Here is a 15,306-nt window from a genome sequence, read left to right on the forward strand (position 1 = left end):
ATTCTTTAATTGGGGCGGCTTAGCGCTGCCCGAGACGACCATCTGCCTACCAAAAGGCCAGGCCGCCCACGCCCTGCGTCACGCCTTCGTCAGCCACTTCATACAGAACGGTGGGCACTGCAGAAAATCCTGGGTTATCCAGCCTGGCCATGTGTTATGCGCACTTGGCGCTGGAGCATCTGGCGGATGCAGTGCGCCTTGGCCCGGTCTCGTCTCTAGGATTCAGACATTCCATTGATGGAATATTCCTTTGGGGTTATATTTTTCGCCATGACTTGGGATATTGAGTATACCGACGAATTCGGCTAGTGGTGGGAAAGCTTGTCTGCTGAGGAGCAGGAGTCTGTTGCGGTGTCAGTCCAGCTCTTGGAGGAGCGAGGCCCGTCACTTGGCTTTCCACACAGCAGCGGAATCAACGGCTCTCGTCACAGCCACATGCGGGAGCTGAGGACGCAGCACGAAGGCCGATCCTACAGAACGCTGTATGCATTCGATCCCAGGCGCTCGGCTATCTTGCTGATCGATGGCGACAAGACTGGTGATGATCGTTGGTATGACATCAACGTTCCGCTGTCTGATCGACTGTATGACGAACATCTGGAACAGCTTCGAAAGGAGGGCTTGATAGATGGCTAAGAAATTTGCAGAGCTGCGCGCAAAAATGGCGCCTGAGGCTCAGGCCAGGGTAGAGGCAAAAGCCCAGGAGCTGCTTGCAGAGATGCCGCTTCATGAGCTGCGTCAGGCTCGTGGGTTGTCACAGAAGGTGCTGGCTGAGGTACTGCATGTACAGCAACCATCCATTGCCAAGATGGAAAAGCGTACTGACATATACATTTCCACTTTGCGTAGCCACATCGAAGCCATGGGTGGTCAGTTGGATGTCATTGCCCGGTTTCCCGATGGTTCGGTGAAGATCAGCAATTTTTCAGACATCGAAAGCGATCTTCTCCTGCAGGCTTAACGCTTCGACACCCCAAAGAAAAACTCCTGACTTTCTCTAGGAAAATCAGGGGTTTATGTGCTTCAAATTGGTGGAGCCGGGGGGGATCATAAAAGATATAATAAGGTATTGATTTAAAAGAATATTTAAATGGATTTCTCAAAAAGTGCCCCCTGAAGTGCCCTCAAAGGAAAACTCCCGACGAATGGTGGGTAGGGAGTTGAACTGGCGTCCCTTGCTGATGGCTCTGCCTGCCGGACTTAGGCGTGGTCTGAAATAGCCCTACATTCCCTTGTTGACTTCAGCCTCTGCCGATTCTGAACGCTCCCGGGTTCAGATGTGCTAGACCGCTAAAGACAAATCTTAGGCCGCTAAGGTAACACCGGCTGACATGCGACCCCTTTTGGGTTCTAGCAGGCCGTTGAAAAACTCGGCTTCAACTGCCCCAACCCGTCCGGTTTGGCGCTTTTTCAAGCGCTTTGGCCTAACGGAGTCCACACAAGGCCTGACTTCAGGCCTTTTTGACAGGTTTCAGCACCACGTTCACGCCTTTCGGCGTTTTTTGGGCGTAACTCGCCCTATACATGCGATCCTCGCCACCAACCCGACAGGCTACCCAGTCGGATCAGGTTGTAGACCGAGAAACCCAGCAATAACTGAGCACTCAGCTTGGCGCGACCGATCAGCTTGGTCTTGCGCAGGCCGCCAACCGTCTTCAGCCAGCCAAAACCTTCTTCGATCCGCTTGCGGATCTTCTGGCTGGCGGCATACCCCGGATGCCGCGTGGTGCGCCCATCGATGGCGCTGCCCTTGCGCTTCTGCGCCACATGCGGTGTCACTTTCAGCTCGCGCGCCCTCTGCACGAAACGCTTCTGGTCGTAATTCTTGTCTGCACCTACCGTGCTGCCCGGCTTGGCCGTGCGCTCCAGCATCTCCAGCGCCGCCTCTACCTCGGCACGTCCATTGAACTCGGTGCATTCCACATCCACGATCAGACCGTTGCGGTGCTCCATCATCGTGTGGGCCATGTGCGCCAGACGACTGGCATCGCCATTGCTCTTGCGCGCCAGCCGGGCCTCGGGATCGCTGGTCGATTGGTGGGTCGCGTTGCTGCGCTTCTCGCCCTTGAAGTCGGCATCGGGGTTGCGCGTGCCATCCTCCGGTGGGTCGCCGCCATCCTTCTTGATAAAGGACTTGTGCGAGGCCCAGGCGTCGATCAGCGTGCCATCGACGCTGAAATGCTCGTTGCTGGCGTACTCGGACCATGCGGCCAGCGACTTGATGCGCTGGAAGAACAGCCGCGCTACATCCTGGTTGAACAAGCGGTCACGGTTCTGGCTGAAGGTCGAGTGATCCCACATGCGCTCGTCCATCGACAAGCCGACGAACCAGCGAAACAGCAGGTTGAAATCAATCTGCTCGACCAACTGCCGCTCGGAGCGAATGGTGTAAATCACCTGCAGCAACGAGGCGCGCAGCAGCCGCTCCGGCGCAATCGAGGCCCGTCCCAGGGTGGAGTACAGCCCGTCGAAGTCCCGATCCATCGAAGCCAGAACGGTATCGACCAGGCCTCGCAGGGGACGCAGCGGGTGATCGTTCGGGATGCGCTGCTCCAGCGTCGTATAACTGAACAGCTCGTTTTGTTTGAGGTCGAGTCCACGCATCGGCTTGGGCTGGCTTCGGCAGAAGAGGATGGCCGCCATTTTGCCAGAGCCACGCGGGCTCTGGCTTTTTTCAACGGCCTGCTAGCTGATAGAAGCTATCCTGAATCTAGATATTGCTTTGGCTGTGCAGACAAACCAATTCCCCCAAGCGACACCAGATCCCTGGTATCTCCTGGGTTGAAATCCATCAGATCACTTCGCGCATTGCGCATACGAAAGAATGGCCGCTATGACACTCGTACAAGCCGTGACTGGGATTGTTGTTTTTGTAGTAGTCGTCGGAATCATCGGCTATGCCTTGGCCGACTATCTGGACAAAAAGTACGGTACGGATGACCGCTAGGGATGGTCTGAAAAAGACTTCCCGAATCTGGTGAAATACGCCGATCCCGCCAGCCGAGTTTTTCCATGAAGCAGATGGCCTTCGCCGACGCCGAGTACGCCGGCAAGCGCAAGCAGACCCGTAAGGAATTGTTCCTGATCGAGATGGATCAGGTGGTGCCGTGGAAGGGATTGATTGCCCTGATCGAGCCACACTACCCAAAGTGTGAAGGTGGTCGTCCAGCCTATCCGCTGATGGCCATGTTACGTATCCATCTGATGCAGAACTGGTTCGGCTACAGCGACCCGGCCATGGAAGAAGCGCTCTGAATCTCCCGCAAGCTTGCGCCCCTCGAGGTAGCGCATCAGCATGCCGTGCATCCAGCACATGAAATCAGTAGCGTGACATTCTTGACAAGCTCTAAAATCGTGTGCTGATCCACTTGCTCGGTTTGGGTCTACAATGTAGGTAGTCAGGTATACTGGCAATTTACTGGCTCGAAAGAGCAATGCGCGATGCTTAGTAGATGCTCATCCACACAGGATCCGTCCCAATAGCGTCATAAATCCCATTTCGCAGCAGCCGATTCCTCTTCCTTCGGTTGATATTCGATTAAGCGACGCACATGGTGTGCAGTCATGGCTGTGTATTCGTTCTTGCGACACAGATCCAGGAGTAGCACCTCGGTCTTGGCGTAGCTGAAGTCTTGGCGGTACAGCTGTTTCAGCCCAGCTTATATAGCCGTGATGATCAGTTTGCTGGCGTCGGTTGGTAGTGAATTGTCAATATGACCAAGGTGCGCGATCAGGATGGCGATACGCAGCACCTGCCATACCAACTAACGGCGAAGGCCTGGCAATTTAATCAGCGACCACCCTGCCTCAGGTTCCTCCAACACCAGTCGCACACCTTTCATCGGTGCTGGATCCAGCAACTTAGGCACCAGGTCACCTACCATCCAGTTAGCGGTATTTGAGGCAATGATCCGACCCTCGGTGGATATCAATACTGCTTCGTTTGCCAAGCACATGAGGCTGCGGATCAGCATTTTCTCGACATTGTGGAGCGACAAGTCCAGCCCGGCGACCCCAATAAAGCGGTCATCGACAATGATTGGCATTGTGAAGGTCAGTACGTACATGTTGGTGCCATAGAGGTCTACATACGGCCCCTCGACGCTACTGTTGCGAGAATCCCGCGGGCGGGCATACCAAGGCATGTTGGTGTAGTCGTAAAAGTTCTCTCGCCGCCGGTCAAAGTTCGGGCGTAACGGTAGGGTTTTGTCGCCGTCGGTCAAGTACCACCACTCGAGGTGCATCTCACGGTCGGCCAGGCCGCCAGGCTCGACTATGACCCCGCCGCCACAACCGAATGCGCCGGTAGCCAGCAATTGCGCATCGATCGCTGGACGCAGCAATGCTAGATCCTTCGAGGCGGGCTGACGCCCCTCCGCTAGCACGCGAGTCCATAGCTCGACCGTTTCATTCACCAGTTGCCGAACCTGACTAAAGATGGTCCCTACCGTGCTATTGAGCTGCCGGGCACATACATCAAGGGGATCGTTATTGCTCACGACAGACATGGCATTTTCCTCACGCTGGTTCTTTTGTACGTTGTTGTTCTCAAAATGTCTGGCACAGCTTCGTGGATAGTCGGAGTTGGCTCCGCAAGGACCAAGCTGCGAAATCAGCTTGGTAGCTCATTGTCAGTCAACAGCTCCAGGCGTAAGGCCATCAGACGCTTGATGCCCCGGCTGACATGGGCCTCGGCCAGAGCGCCAGCGAGCACCGCATCGCCATTAACCAAGGCATCGAGAATGGCCCGGTGCTCCTGTTCGATCACGGATACGTCATTACCACCGACGGCTTCCATCCAGAGCAGTTCGCCGATTTCAGATTGCAGACGCATTTCGGCATGGGTCAGACGCAGCGACTGAGCGGCAGCTGCTACCTCAATATGAAAGCGCGCATCGGCACGATGCCTGGCCAGACGCGTAGAGGCTTGTTTAAGCGACTCAATGTGCTGAGCAATACGCATCTGCTGCTCGCGGGAACTACGCTGAGCCGCCAGACGTGCTGCGGTACCGGAAATCGCTATCTGCTCGTCGCCGAGATCGCGCAGATCCGGGCCACTCATGTCCTGCAGACGCCGGAGCAGCAATGACTCGGGCAACTCAACTGGTGCACAGACAAAACTGCCGCCATTGCGCCCTCGACGCGTCTCGATCAGTCCGCGCTGACGCAAGGTGACCAGCGCTTCACGCAGGGTCACAGTCGCGACCCCCAGTTGCAGGGCCAGCTCGCTTTCGCTGGGTAGTTGCTGGCCCTCGGTGAACAGCCCCAACTCAATGGCCTCCACAAGCCGGCGCACCACCTCGTCGGTGCGGCCTTCCTGGCGCAGGCGGATAAATGCGGTGCTGCGGGCAGTATTCAGGGCACTCAATTGACTCTCCCTCTTAAGTAGGTTCAACCAGGCCCGATAGGCAAAGGGTTAAACGTTCAATTCCGCATCTTATAGAGGTTAGAGGGGGCACTGATACGGCCGTTCCCCCATTTACAACCCTTGAAATCGCGTTGGCGAGCAATTATCGATGAAATGGTTGGCAATCCTCAAACGTTAAGATATGTTTTTATATGTTTTAGGCTTAATCACAACGACAAGACCCCAAAAGGGAACCGCCATGCAAATAAACCTCCTGATCAATGGCCAGCTGGTGGCCGGTGAGGGCGCCAGCTACGCCGTATACAACCCTTCTCTCGGCGAAGTACTGGTTAACATCAACGAAGCCAGCAGTGCCCAGGTCGATGCAGCCGTACAGGCCGCCGACCAGGCCTTCGACAGCTGGTCGCAAACCCCTCCCAAAGACCGTGCCCACCTGCTGCTCAAGCTTGCCGAACGCATCGAGGCCGAGGCCGAGACCTTCGCTCGACTTGAATCGCAGAACTGCGGAAAACCCTACCTGGCCGCACTGAACGACGAAATTCCTGCGGTTGCCGACGTATTCCGTTTCTTTGCCGGCGCCAGTCGCTGCATGAACGGCTCGGCCGGTGGCGAGTACCTGCCCGGGCATACCTCGATGATCCGCCGTGATCCGCTGGGCGTGGTCGCCTCCATCGCGCCGTGGAATTACCCGCTGATGATGGTTGCCTGGAAGCTCGCTCCAGCCCTGGCCGCCGGCAACTGCGTGGTGCTCAAACCGTCCGAGCAGACGCCCCTGACGGCCCTGAAACTGGCTGAAATCATCAACACGCTGTTCCCTGCAGGCGTGGTCAACATCCTCTTCGGCAAGGGCCCAAGTGTCGGTGAGCCTCTGGTCACGCACCCGAAGGTACGCCTAGTCTCGCTGACCGGCTCCGTCGCCACTGGTGCGCGCATCGTCGCCAATACTGCCAGTAGCGTCAAACGCACCCACATGGAACTGGGCGGTAAGGCCCCGGTTCTCATCTTCGACGACGCCGATATCGATGCTGCAGTCGAGGGCATCCGCGCCTTCGGCTTCTACAACGCCGGTCAGGACTGCACCGCAGCCTGTCGCCTGTATGTGCAGCAGGGCGTCTATGAGGAATTCGTTGAGAAGCTGGCCAAAGCCGTTGCTAGCATCCGCTACGGCCTACAGGACGACCCCGAAACCGAACTCGGCCCGCTGATCACGCGTGACCATCTGGAGCGTGTGGAGAGTTTTGTCGAGCGCGCCAAGGCCCAGCCGCACATCCGCGTGATCACCGGAGGCAAGCGCGTCTCCGGCCCGGGCTTCTTCTTTGAACCGACTGTACTGGCCGATGCCCGTCAGGATGACGAGATCGTCCAGCGAGAAGTCTTCGGCCCGGTGGTCAGCATCACGCCGTTCAGCGACGAAGCCCAGGCCCTGACTTACGCCAACGATTCCGACTACGGTCTGGCTTCCTCTGTATGGACCAGCGACGTCGGCCGCGCCAACCGCCTGGCCGCGCGTTTGCAGTACGGCTGCACCTGGGTCAACACGCACTTCATGCTGGTTAGCGAAATGCCGCACGGTGGCATGAAACAGTCTGGCTATGGCAAGGACATGTCCATGTATGGCCTCGAGGACTACACCTGCGTACGCCATGTGATGTTTAAGCACTGATATCGGGCATCACACCAGGATGCGCACACCCTTGGTGCGCGCATCCCGGCGCCAGCCCAGCCAATCGCTAGCAAAAATCTGCAGCAACAGCGCGCCAAAAGGCGCTCGAAATAAAACATATAAAACAATATGTAATATGGCATGGGTTCTGCTTTAGCTCTGCCATTCACAGTGAGGTGTCACCATGCTTATCACAGGCATCAAGAGCAGGCCGGTCTATGACCGTCTGCAGCCGATGGCAGGCGGCTTACGCCACCTGATCGTCGGTCAGGGAAGTGGCGGTGCGGCCATGCTGCGACTGATCGGGGAAATGACCCCGGAGCAGCGCCAGGCCAGTACCCTGATCTACTCCACCGAGTCTTTCTCCGGCCACAACCACCTGGCTGAACTGCGCCAGGCAGAGGCCGGCGACCTGCAGGTATTCGACAGCAATCAGGCGCTGATTGAATCCCTACGCCGCCAGCTGGAGAGCGCTCACATGGGTACCCGCCTGTACCTGAGCGGCTCGGAAAGCTTCATCGGCACCGCCATGCAGGCTGCTAATGCGGTGGATCTGAACCGCGACGAAGTACTGCGCGAGCACAGTGGCACCCTGGTTCGCCGCGTCTGGTGCGCACACTGCGACACCTACACCGAAAACGTCACCCAGCGCGTATTCACCTGCCCGGGTTGTCAGCTGAATCTGGTTGTGCGCGACCACTATTCCCGCCGCCTGGCCGCCTTCCAGGGCATCAAGGCAGACGGCGAAGTCCCGGGTGAACTGCCGGCTGCCGAGGAACTCGATACATGAACACCCATAACGGAACCCTCAGCGTGCGGGTCGCGCGCATCGAAACCCTGACTCCGGAAATCAAGCGTTTCACTCTGGTTGACCCGGACGGCAAGCACCTGCCGGCATTTTCCGGTGGCAGCCACGTAGTGGTTGTGATGGAGGACGGCGACAAGACTCATCGTAACGCCTACTCGCTGATGGGCTCGCCCTACGACTCCAGCGCTTACCAGATCGCGGTGCGCCGGGTCGAAGACGGTCGTGGCGGCTCGCTTTACCTGCACGAAAAGGTCAGTGAAGGCTCGCTGCTGCAGATTCTGCAGCCGGCCAACCTATTCCCGCTGGCCAAGCATGCCCGCCAGCATATTTTCATCGCAGGTGGTGTAGGCATAACCCCGGTCTACTCGCAGGCGGAAGAGCTGCACATCAAACAGACCGAATTCGAGCTGCACCTGGCCGTGCGCGGCCCGGAGCACGCCACCCTGGGCCGGGAGCTGCAGGCCCGTTACGGCTCGCGCGTGCATCTGTACCTGCAGAGCGAGGGCTCACGTCTGAACATCCGCCGGGTTCTCGCCAACCGTCCGCTGGGCAGCCACGTCTACGTCTGCGGACCGGACAGCATGATCGACGACACTGTTGACAGTGCCCATGCGCTCGGCTGGACCGACAGCCACATTCACTTTGAACGCTTTGTAGAGCAGGGCTCCAGCGGCCAACCGTTCACCGTCACCCTGGCCCGCCAGGGCGTGACCATCGAAGTCCCGCCGGACCAGTCCATGCTCGAAGCTGCCGAACAGGCTGGCTATAAGGTTCCCTACCTGTGCCGCGGCGGTGCTTGCGGCTACTGCGAGACCGAGGTGCTTGAGGTCGAGGGTGAACTGGATCATCGCGATGACTGGCTCAGTGAGGAAGACAAGCTGAGCAAACGCAAATTCATGCCGTGCGTTTCACGCGCTACCTGCAGCCGTCTGGTCGTAGACCTCTGAGATAGGAAAACAACAAATGACCGCCTTCAAACCAATCGAAACCTACGCCGATAGCGACGCCAAGGGCTACACCTATCGCAACAGCCGGGAAGCGGTGTTGCGTCTGCCTTTCCCGTACCCGGAAGACCAATACATGTACTCGATGAACGTCGAGCCCCATGTACCCTTCGGCCAGGGTGCCCTACGCGCCCAGTTCGACATTGATGAGCACTACATCTCCGAGTGTCATCACCGCGCACAGATTCTCGATACTCAGCCTGGCGTGCACTATGCCGCGCTGCCGCACATGATGGAGGCCCAGTGGGACCTGCTGGAGCTGCTGATGGAGTCGTACTCGCGCGATTTCCCCGAGCACTTCACCCTTGAGAAGAACGGTAGCCAGTGGCACTGGATCAATCGTCCGCTGCAAATCAACCAGACCTTCACCTTCGGCGATGCCAGCACCTTGCCGATGGAACCTATGGAGTACATCACCCGCCAGGCCCAGGGCGAGTTCATCCTGCTGGAAGAGCGTGACGACACCCTGGTGATGGGGGCGGGCATGGCCACCCAGCGCGCCGACTACTCATTGCGCTTCAACCTGGGCATGAGCTTCATGGAGTTCCACGGCCCGGTACCGAAACTGCACGAAATGGGCATTCTGCAACGTGCGCTGAAGTTCCTTCTGCGTCTGCGCCCCGGTCATCCAGTACGCCGCACTAACTGGTCGGTCACTGTCAGCCCACGCCTGGAAACTTCCGCCGAGACCCTGCCGGACTGGGCACCGGATCGCACCATCGTTACCCCAGAGAATGCAGGCGAGCTGGTCAACCTGCGCATCGAACTGCAGCCGCTGCACCGCCTGCCACGTAGCAACGCCGTCCTGTTCCCGGTACGTACCTACTTGGTGAGTCTCAAGGAACTGGCCGAGTTTGCCCCGCAGTGGGCCAAGCGCATGCACCGGGTGATCCGCGATCTGGATCAGGAGCTGGTGGACTACAAGGGTTTCACCCGCTACCGCGACGCCATGGTTACCTGGCTTTCGCAGTACGACGACGGCACCCCCGTCGATGAGAGCCTGCAGCAATAACCCATCAACAGGCGCGCCATTGAGGCGCGCCTTTTTTGCAACGCAACGCTAGACAACAGGGATAACCCCGATGAAAAAAACAATACACAATGTCTTGCCCGAAAGCTGGAGCATGGTCTTTTCCGCTGCGGGTTCCGCCTACGGTGTGGGCCTGCTCGGACTGTGGGCACTCCCTTTTCTGATCAGCGCTATCATCAATGATCTGAAGCTCAACGAGGCTCAGGCCGGGCTGCTGATGTCAGCCGAGTTCGGCTTCACCATGCTCGCTTCCCTGCTGGTAGCCCCACTCATGGGGCGGGCGCCGCGCCGAACCCTGGCGCTGGGAGGCACCATGCTGGCCATTGCAGCCAACGTGGTCAGCGCGCACATGACTGACCTCTACGCCTTGGGTGCGGTGCGCTGTGTCGCCGGTATCGGCGCCGGCCTAGCCCTGGCCTGCGGCAACGCCTGCGTAGCTAGCGCCAAACATCCGGACCGCATCGCCGGTCACATGAACGTGCTCTCTGTGCTGCTCATGATCGTGGTGATGCTCGGCTACGCCAAGGTCATGGCACTCTATGGCCTGTCCGGCTTGTACTACGCCATGGCCGGTACCATGGCTGTGATGCTGCTGGCGATCCCGGTCATGGAACAACGTGCCACGCTGAACGAGCACGCCACCATGAGCAAGAAATCGTCCGGCAACATACTGCTGAGCCTTCCGGCGATCTGCATGATGCTGGCCATGTTCGTCTTCCAGGCACGTGACACCATGGGCTGGGCCTTCGTCGAGCGGATCGGCATCATGGTCGGCTACAGCGGCGAAGAAGTCGGCATGCTGCTGTCGTTCCAGTCCTTCGTGGGGCTGGTAGGCCCGCTGCTGGCGGCGATCATCGGCAAGCGTTTCGGCCTTAGCACTCCGGTGATTCTGGCGATCTTGATGAGTGGTGCGACCAGCCTCTGCTACGTCCTGGGCGAGCACAGCAAGACCATGTACACCATCGGTGTTATGACCATCTGCATCACTTACTTCTATGCCCTGAGCTACCTGACCGGCCTAGCTGCTGCACTGGACCGCGAAGGGCGGATCGTCGCCGCCTCCAGCAGCTTCCTGAGCCTGGGCCTGGCCGTAGGTCCGGCGATCTCCGGTGGACTGATCTCGCTCGGCGGCTTCACCCTGGCAGCCTGGGGTATCGCGGTGACTATAGTGCTGACCCTGCTGCTGGTAATAGCCCCGCTGGCGAGCATTCGTCGCGAACATACTCCATTGGGCATGGCCGTAGCCTAACCCGCAGAACACCTGCAAGAGCATATGCTCTTGCAGGACTCAGCATTACAGGCACGTCACGTTATTAACCTAGCAAATAAATAGGGCATATCGGATAATCTGTCTCCATGAAAATAGATGCCCGCAAACTCAGCCCCCAAGAACAGCGTGAAAAGCGCGCCACGGCCCTGCGCATGCGTGAGCAGGGTTACACCTACAAGGCTATTGGCAAGCGGTTGGTGTTCACCCCCGCACCATCGCTCACTGGGCGCAGGTCGCAGAACACAAAGGCGAAAAGACTGCCATTGCCGGCGGCCAGCGCGGTGTGCGCCAGGGTGATCGCCGCAGTTTGAGCCCCAGCCAGGAAGTGCTGGTGCGCACCTTGATGACCGATAAGATGCCCGACCAACTCAAGCTCGGCTTTGCACTCTGGACGCGTGATGCCGTGCGAGAACTGATCCGCCAGCGCTGTGGTTTTCTCATGCCGGTTCGAACGGTTGGTGAATACCTCAAGCGTTGGGGCTACACCCCGCAGCGACCACTGCATCGGGCTTATCAGCAGAAACCTGAAGTGGTTCAGCGCTGGCTGGATAATGAATATCCACGCATCGCACAGCGGGCCAAGGCCGAGAATGGTGAGATTCAGTGGGGCGACGAAACCGGTATGCGCAGTGACAGCCAGGCTGGCCGCAGCTACGCCCCTATTGGCGAAACGCCAGTGCGCCAGGTCAGCGGCAGTCGCTTTTCCACCAACATGATTTCCACTGTGACCAATCGGGGCAAACTGCGCTTCATGCTGTATCGGGAAACGCTGACAGCCCCAGTGCTGATTCGCTTCCTGGGTCGCCTGATTCGCGATGCGCAGGGCCGCAAAGTGTTCTTGATTCTCGACAACCTGCGCGTACACCACTGCAAAAAGGTGAGCGCCTGGGTCGCCGACCGCAAAGAGCAAATCGAACTGTTCTTCTTGCCGGCATACGCCCCGGAGTTGAATCCTGACGAGTATTTGAATTGTGATTTGAAACATCAGCTCCGTACGGGCTTGCCAGCGCGTAATCAGGACGAACTGGAAGGGCGTGTTCGCTCGGTCATGAGACGATTGCAATTACGCCCCCAAAGAATCCGTTCTGAGCTTCGCCGAATGGTCGAGCGTGTTCGGCGACGCCAAGATGACCACCGCCCTGCTGGATCGGCTGACCCACCACTGCCACATCGTCGAAACCGGTAACGAGTCCTATCGCCTGCAACACAGTAGCTTGGCGGCCCAGGCCAAGATCAAATCACGGGAGCGAAAGCGTAAGGGCGGCCAGGAACCGGAGGACGATGAGCCGTTCTGATTTCATGGCGACGACGGCCTGCTACATGGCTGCGTGTGGCAGGTCTTAAACAACTGAACTGGGCTAGCGAAGGAGTGGGGCAACAGCAGCTGCGCTGGTAGACTTATCCACAGTTGCTGGTAACAAAATCAGCAATCCGCCCTGGGTCAAATTTCAATCGGCAGGGTGGGTCAATTTTCCATCAGCGCCAACAGGCTTTGACCTTGGGGTCGGGACGCATCATGGGCTGGGCTCCAAGAAAATCGGGAGCACAGCATCTGTGGGCCTTCACTTCACTTGAAGGTGTGGTTTGTGGAGCGGTTACACCTATTCAGTCGAGCAGGGGGATTGCAAGGAGGGGCGTGGGTACCACATCCATGCGGCCTACTACTTCAATGGCAACCAGGTGTGCCGTGATGTCTGGAAGGCGATTGAGATCAGTGAGCTATGGGAGGAGATCACGCGTGGTCAGGGCTATGCCCATAGCTGCAACCACGACAAGGAGGGGTATGGTGACGAGTGCGGCATCGGCCTGATCCAGAGGGATGATCAGTCAATACGGCCCCATACGCACTACGCCATGAAATACCTAGTCAAGGATGATCAGCACCTGCGCGTGAAGCCTGCAGGGGCGCGTTGCCTGCGTAAGGGGGCTCTGAGCCGTGCTCGTCGCGGATAAGTGAATGGCAAGGCTACTTGGCCTTTGCGACCAGTTGTGCTGGTCAGTGCGCCCTCAGGCGCAGTTGTTCAGTCGAACCCTGAGTTTAAGATCCGGAACTCAGATAGCTGAGTAACCGCTCCATAAACCCCACCTACTGCTGATGGAGCGGGTCTGTCAGGATGCGCTCACTGGCGAGCAATTCCACGGCAGCAGCGCTTCGTAATCCTCGACGCTATTGGCGGCCGGCAGGCGTTCGAGGATGTGGCGCAGCCAGGCGTAAGGCTCCTGGCCATTGGCCTTGGCGGTTTCGATCAGGCTGTAGATCTGCGCGCTGGCCGTGGCCCCCTTGGGCGTGTCGCTGAACAGCCAGTTCTTGCGCCCGATAACGAACGGGCGGATGGCGTTCTCCGCGCGGTTGTTGTCGATCGGCAGATGTCCACCTTCGACGTAGCGCACCAGCTTTCTCCAGTTGCTGGCCAGGTAGTTCACCGCCCTGCCCAGCGCCGTCTGCCCGACGACCTGCGGCTGGGTCTTGTCCAGCCAGGTCTTGAGTTGATCGAGCAGCGGCTGGCTGCGTTGCTGACGGGCGACCAGGCGCTCGGTATCGCAAGCGTCCTTCAGGTCCCGCTCGATGCCGTAGAGCTTGTTGATCAGGTTCAACGCCATGTCGGCACGGCCGGTTTTGCCCTTGGGTTGCACTTTCTGCGCCTCGACGAACTTGCGCCGCGCATGCGCCCAGCAGCCGAGGCGTTCGATGCCTTCTTGCGCGGCCACGGCGTTGTAGACGGCGTAGTCGTCGGTCATCAGGTAGCCGCGATAGCCGTCGAGCAAGCGCAGCGGCACCTCCTGCGCGCGGCTGGCGGTGTAGTCGAAGAGGATCACCGGCTTATCCGGTGGTCCACCGCTTTGTACCCACATCCAGGACTGCGCGGTGGGATCGCGTCCCGGTTCATGCAGTACCTGCAAGCGCGTTTCGTCGCAGTGCAAAACGGGGTATTCGAGCAACTTGTCGCGCAGCAGGTTGAGCAGCGGTTGCAGTTGCTCGCCGCTCTGGATCACCCAGCGCGCCAGGGTCTGGCGCGGGATCTCGACGCCGTGGCGGCTGAGCATCTTCTCGAAGCGGTACAGCGGGATGCCGTCGGCGTATTTGGTGGTCAGCAGCATCGCCAGCACACTGGGGCTGGCCAGGCTCTTCTCGATCAGTTGGGCCGGCTTGTCGGCAGTGATCGGCGCCGCGTCGCAGGCCTTGCAGGCGTAGGTCTTGCGGATATGGCGGATGACCCGCACCTGCATCGGGATGATCTCCAGCTGCTCGCTGGTCTCCTCGCCGATGACTTGTTTGCAGGCGCCACAGGCGCAAGTCAGCTCGTGCTCGGGCAGGTCGTGGATGACCTCGACACGCGACAGGTTGGCCGGCAACGGCTTGCGCTTGCCACGGCGCTTGACCGGCGCAACGATTTCTTCGGCTTCGGCTTCGGCTTCGGCTTCGGCTTCGGCTTCGGCTTCGGCTTCGCTTGGCGCGTCGGCTGCGTCGATCAGCTCTTCGGCCTCGTTGAACATGGCCAACTGCGGTGAGTCAGCATCTTCAGGGCTGCGCTCAGACTTGGGCGAGAACAACTTGTGGCGCAGCAGGGCGACCTGTTCCTGAAGTTGTTCTATGCGAGCATCTTTCGCAGCCGCCTGTTCACTGGCCAGCAGCAGTAAATGCTTGAGCAGGATTGGGTCGTCAGGAAGGGGGGCGGGCACGGCGATCATGGCCGTGGATTATACCGGCTCAGGTCACGAAACGCGGCGTCAGTATCTGGTGCGGACGGTTGCGCCACAGGTCGATGCCGTCGAGCAGCCAGTTCAACTCATCGACCGTCAGCTCGATGGCCTCGTCGCCGGCATCGGGCTTGGTCTTGAAGCGTTCGGCTTCCAAACGCTTGAGCCACAGGCAGAAGCCATTGCGCTCCCAGTAGAGGATCTTGACCTGACTGCGGGTGCGGTTGAGGAACACGAACAGCACGGGGTTGAACACTTCCACCTTGATGTCCAGCTCGACCAGAGCGGCCAGGCCGTTGATGGATTTGCGGAAATCGACGGGCTTTGGGTAGAGATAGACCTTCTGCACCTTGGCGTCGGGACGCATCATGACGGAGCTCCACGGGAAAAAATGGGGAGCCCAGCATCCGGGAACGGACAGGTCAGTTGAAGGTGGGGTTTATGGAGCGGTTACATAGCTGATA

12 protein-coding genes and 4 pseudogenes are annotated in these 15,306 nt (G+C 58.8%); 11 read left to right on the forward strand and 5 right to left on the reverse strand.

Going from position 1 to position 15,306, the window contains the following annotated elements; translation table 11 throughout:
- Positions 1 to 321: 321 nt before the first annotated feature.
- Both J7655_RS05170 and J7655_RS05175 read left to right on the forward strand, forming a co-directional pair.
- On the forward strand, positions 322 to 636 hold the full coding sequence (locus J7655_RS05170) for a type II toxin-antitoxin system RelE/ParE family toxin (RefSeq protein WP_230926864.1): 315 nt from the start codon (positions 322 to 324) through the stop codon (positions 634 to 636).
- Entirely contained in the window at positions 629 to 961 is a 333-nt protein-coding gene (locus tag J7655_RS05175; protein WP_230926865.1) for an XRE family transcriptional regulator, read from the forward strand. Before J7655_RS05170 ends, J7655_RS05175 begins: the two co-directional genes overlap by 8 nt.
- Before the next feature lie 557 nt (positions 962 to 1,518).
- Here J7655_RS05175 and J7655_RS05180 read toward each other — a convergent pair.
- The gene (locus J7655_RS05180; protein WP_011913346.1) at positions 1,519 to 2,604 is read right to left on the reverse strand and encodes an IS5-like element ISPst12 family transposase; all 1,086 of its coding nucleotides are present in this window, start codon (positions 2,602 to 2,604) and stop codon (positions 1,519 to 1,521) included.
- 408 nt (positions 2,605 to 3,012) lie between these two features.
- Between J7655_RS05180 and J7655_RS05185 the strand changes: the two are divergent.
- A pseudogene (locus J7655_RS05185) lies at positions 3,013 to 3,252 on the forward strand (transposase); the annotation flags it as partial.
- Between the two features lie 512 nt (positions 3,253 to 3,764).
- On the opposite strand, the gene J7655_RS05190 reads toward J7655_RS05185, so the two are convergent.
- Together J7655_RS05190 and J7655_RS05195 are read right to left on the reverse strand one after the other, a co-directional pair.
- The gene (locus J7655_RS05190) at positions 3,765 to 4,508 is read right to left on the reverse strand and encodes a cache domain-containing protein (RefSeq protein ID WP_230926866.1); all 744 of its coding nucleotides are present in this window, start codon (positions 4,506 to 4,508) and stop codon (positions 3,765 to 3,767) included.
- 104 nt (positions 4,509 to 4,612) lie between these two features.
- On the reverse strand, positions 4,613 to 5,368 hold the full coding sequence (locus J7655_RS05195) for a FadR/GntR family transcriptional regulator (RefSeq protein ID WP_230926867.1): 756 nt from the start codon (positions 5,366 to 5,368) through the stop codon (positions 4,613 to 4,615).
- A 238-nt stretch (positions 5,369 to 5,606) separates the two neighbouring features.
- On the opposite strand from J7655_RS05195, the gene J7655_RS05200 reads away from it, so the two are divergent.
- From J7655_RS05200 to J7655_RS05235, 8 genes and pseudogenes are all read left to right on the forward strand, one after another.
- Positions 5,607 to 7,031 carry a gamma-aminobutyraldehyde dehydrogenase gene (locus J7655_RS05200; RefSeq protein WP_230926868.1) on the forward strand — a complete coding sequence of 475 codons (1,425 nt, stop codon included), beginning with the start codon at positions 5,607 to 5,609 and terminating at the stop codon, positions 7,029 to 7,031.
- Between the two features lie 184 nt (positions 7,032 to 7,215).
- A complete protein-coding gene (locus J7655_RS05205; protein ID WP_230926869.1) occupies positions 7,216 to 7,821 on the forward strand; it encodes a dimethylamine monooxygenase subunit DmmA family protein in 606 nt (201 codons plus the stop codon).
- Positions 7,818 to 8,786, forward strand: coding sequence for a PDR/VanB family oxidoreductase (locus tag J7655_RS05210; RefSeq protein WP_230926870.1), 969 nt, complete (start codon positions 7,818 to 7,820; stop codon positions 8,784 to 8,786). Before J7655_RS05205 ends, J7655_RS05210 begins: the two co-directional genes overlap by 4 nt.
- 16 nt (positions 8,787 to 8,802) lie before the next feature.
- Complete coding sequence (locus J7655_RS05215; RefSeq protein WP_230926871.1) at positions 8,803 to 9,855, forward strand: heme-dependent oxidative N-demethylase family protein; 1,053 nt, start codon at positions 8,803 to 8,805, stop codon at positions 9,853 to 9,855.
- A 70-nt stretch (positions 9,856 to 9,925) separates the two neighbouring features.
- The gene (locus tag J7655_RS05220; RefSeq protein ID WP_230926872.1) at positions 9,926 to 11,122 is read left to right on the forward strand and encodes an MFS transporter; all 1,197 of its coding nucleotides are present in this window, start codon (positions 9,926 to 9,928) and stop codon (positions 11,120 to 11,122) included.
- Positions 11,123 to 11,229: 107 nt separating this feature from the next.
- Positions 11,230 to 12,239 (forward strand): annotated as a pseudogene (locus tag J7655_RS05225) (IS630 family transposase); the annotation flags it as partial.
- Positions 12,229 to 12,438, forward strand: a pseudogene (istB, locus tag J7655_RS05230) (IS21-like element ISPst3 family helper ATPase IstB); the annotation flags it as partial. The pseudogenes J7655_RS05225 and istB, both read left to right, overlap by 11 nt.
- Before the next feature lie 298 nt (positions 12,439 to 12,736).
- Positions 12,737 to 13,096, forward strand: a pseudogene (locus tag J7655_RS05235) (hypothetical protein); the annotation flags it as partial.
- 156 nt (positions 13,097 to 13,252) lie between these two features.
- Here J7655_RS05235 and tnpC read toward each other — a convergent pair.
- Entirely contained in the window at positions 13,253 to 14,833 is a 1,581-nt protein-coding gene (tnpC, locus tag J7655_RS05240) for an IS66 family transposase (RefSeq protein WP_230926873.1), read from the reverse strand.
- Positions 14,834 to 14,852: 19 nt separating this feature from the next.
- Positions 14,853 to 15,212, reverse strand: coding sequence for an IS66 family insertion sequence element accessory protein TnpB (gene tnpB, locus J7655_RS05245; RefSeq protein WP_003460146.1), 360 nt, complete (start codon positions 15,210 to 15,212; stop codon positions 14,853 to 14,855).
- Positions 15,213 to 15,306: the final 94 nt, after the last annotated feature.

It is taken from the genome of Pseudomonas wenzhouensis, from assembly GCF_021029445.1.
In the GTDB taxonomy this organism is placed as follows: Bacteria; Pseudomonadota; Gammaproteobacteria; order Pseudomonadales; family Pseudomonadaceae; genus Aquipseudomonas; species Aquipseudomonas wenzhouensis.

What these genes read in the sequence shown, in the direction of transcription:
- J7655_RS05200 (WP_230926868.1), top strand. Translation starts at nt 5,607, where the DNA reads ATGCAAATAAACCTCCTGATCAATGGCCAGCTGGTGGCCGGTGAGGGC.
- tnpB (WP_003460146.1), bottom strand. Translation starts at nt 15,212, where the DNA reads ATGATGCGTCCCGACGCCAAGGTGCAGAAGGTCTATCTCTACCCAAAG.
- J7655_RS05180 (WP_011913346.1), bottom strand. Translation starts at nt 2,604, where the DNA reads ATGCGTGGACTCGACCTCAAACAAAACGAGCTGTTCAGTTATACGACG.
- J7655_RS05210 (WP_230926870.1), top strand. Translation starts at nt 7,818, where the DNA reads ATGAACACCCATAACGGAACCCTCAGCGTGCGGGTCGCGCGCATCGAA.
- J7655_RS05190 (WP_230926866.1), bottom strand. Translation starts at nt 4,508, where the DNA reads ATGTCTGTCGTGAGCAATAACGATCCCCTTGATGTATGTGCCCGGCAG.
- J7655_RS05175 (WP_230926865.1), top strand. Translation starts at nt 629, where the DNA reads ATGGCTAAGAAATTTGCAGAGCTGCGCGCAAAAATGGCGCCTGAGGCT.
- J7655_RS05215 (WP_230926871.1), top strand. Translation starts at nt 8,803, where the DNA reads ATGACCGCCTTCAAACCAATCGAAACCTACGCCGATAGCGACGCCAAG.
- J7655_RS05220 (WP_230926872.1), top strand. Translation starts at nt 9,926, where the DNA reads ATGAAAAAAACAATACACAATGTCTTGCCCGAAAGCTGGAGCATGGTC.
- tnpC (WP_230926873.1), bottom strand. Translation starts at nt 14,833, where the DNA reads ATGATCGCCGTGCCCGCCCCCCTTCCTGACGACCCAATCCTGCTCAAG.
- J7655_RS05205 (WP_230926869.1), top strand. Translation starts at nt 7,216, where the DNA reads ATGCTTATCACAGGCATCAAGAGCAGGCCGGTCTATGACCGTCTGCAG.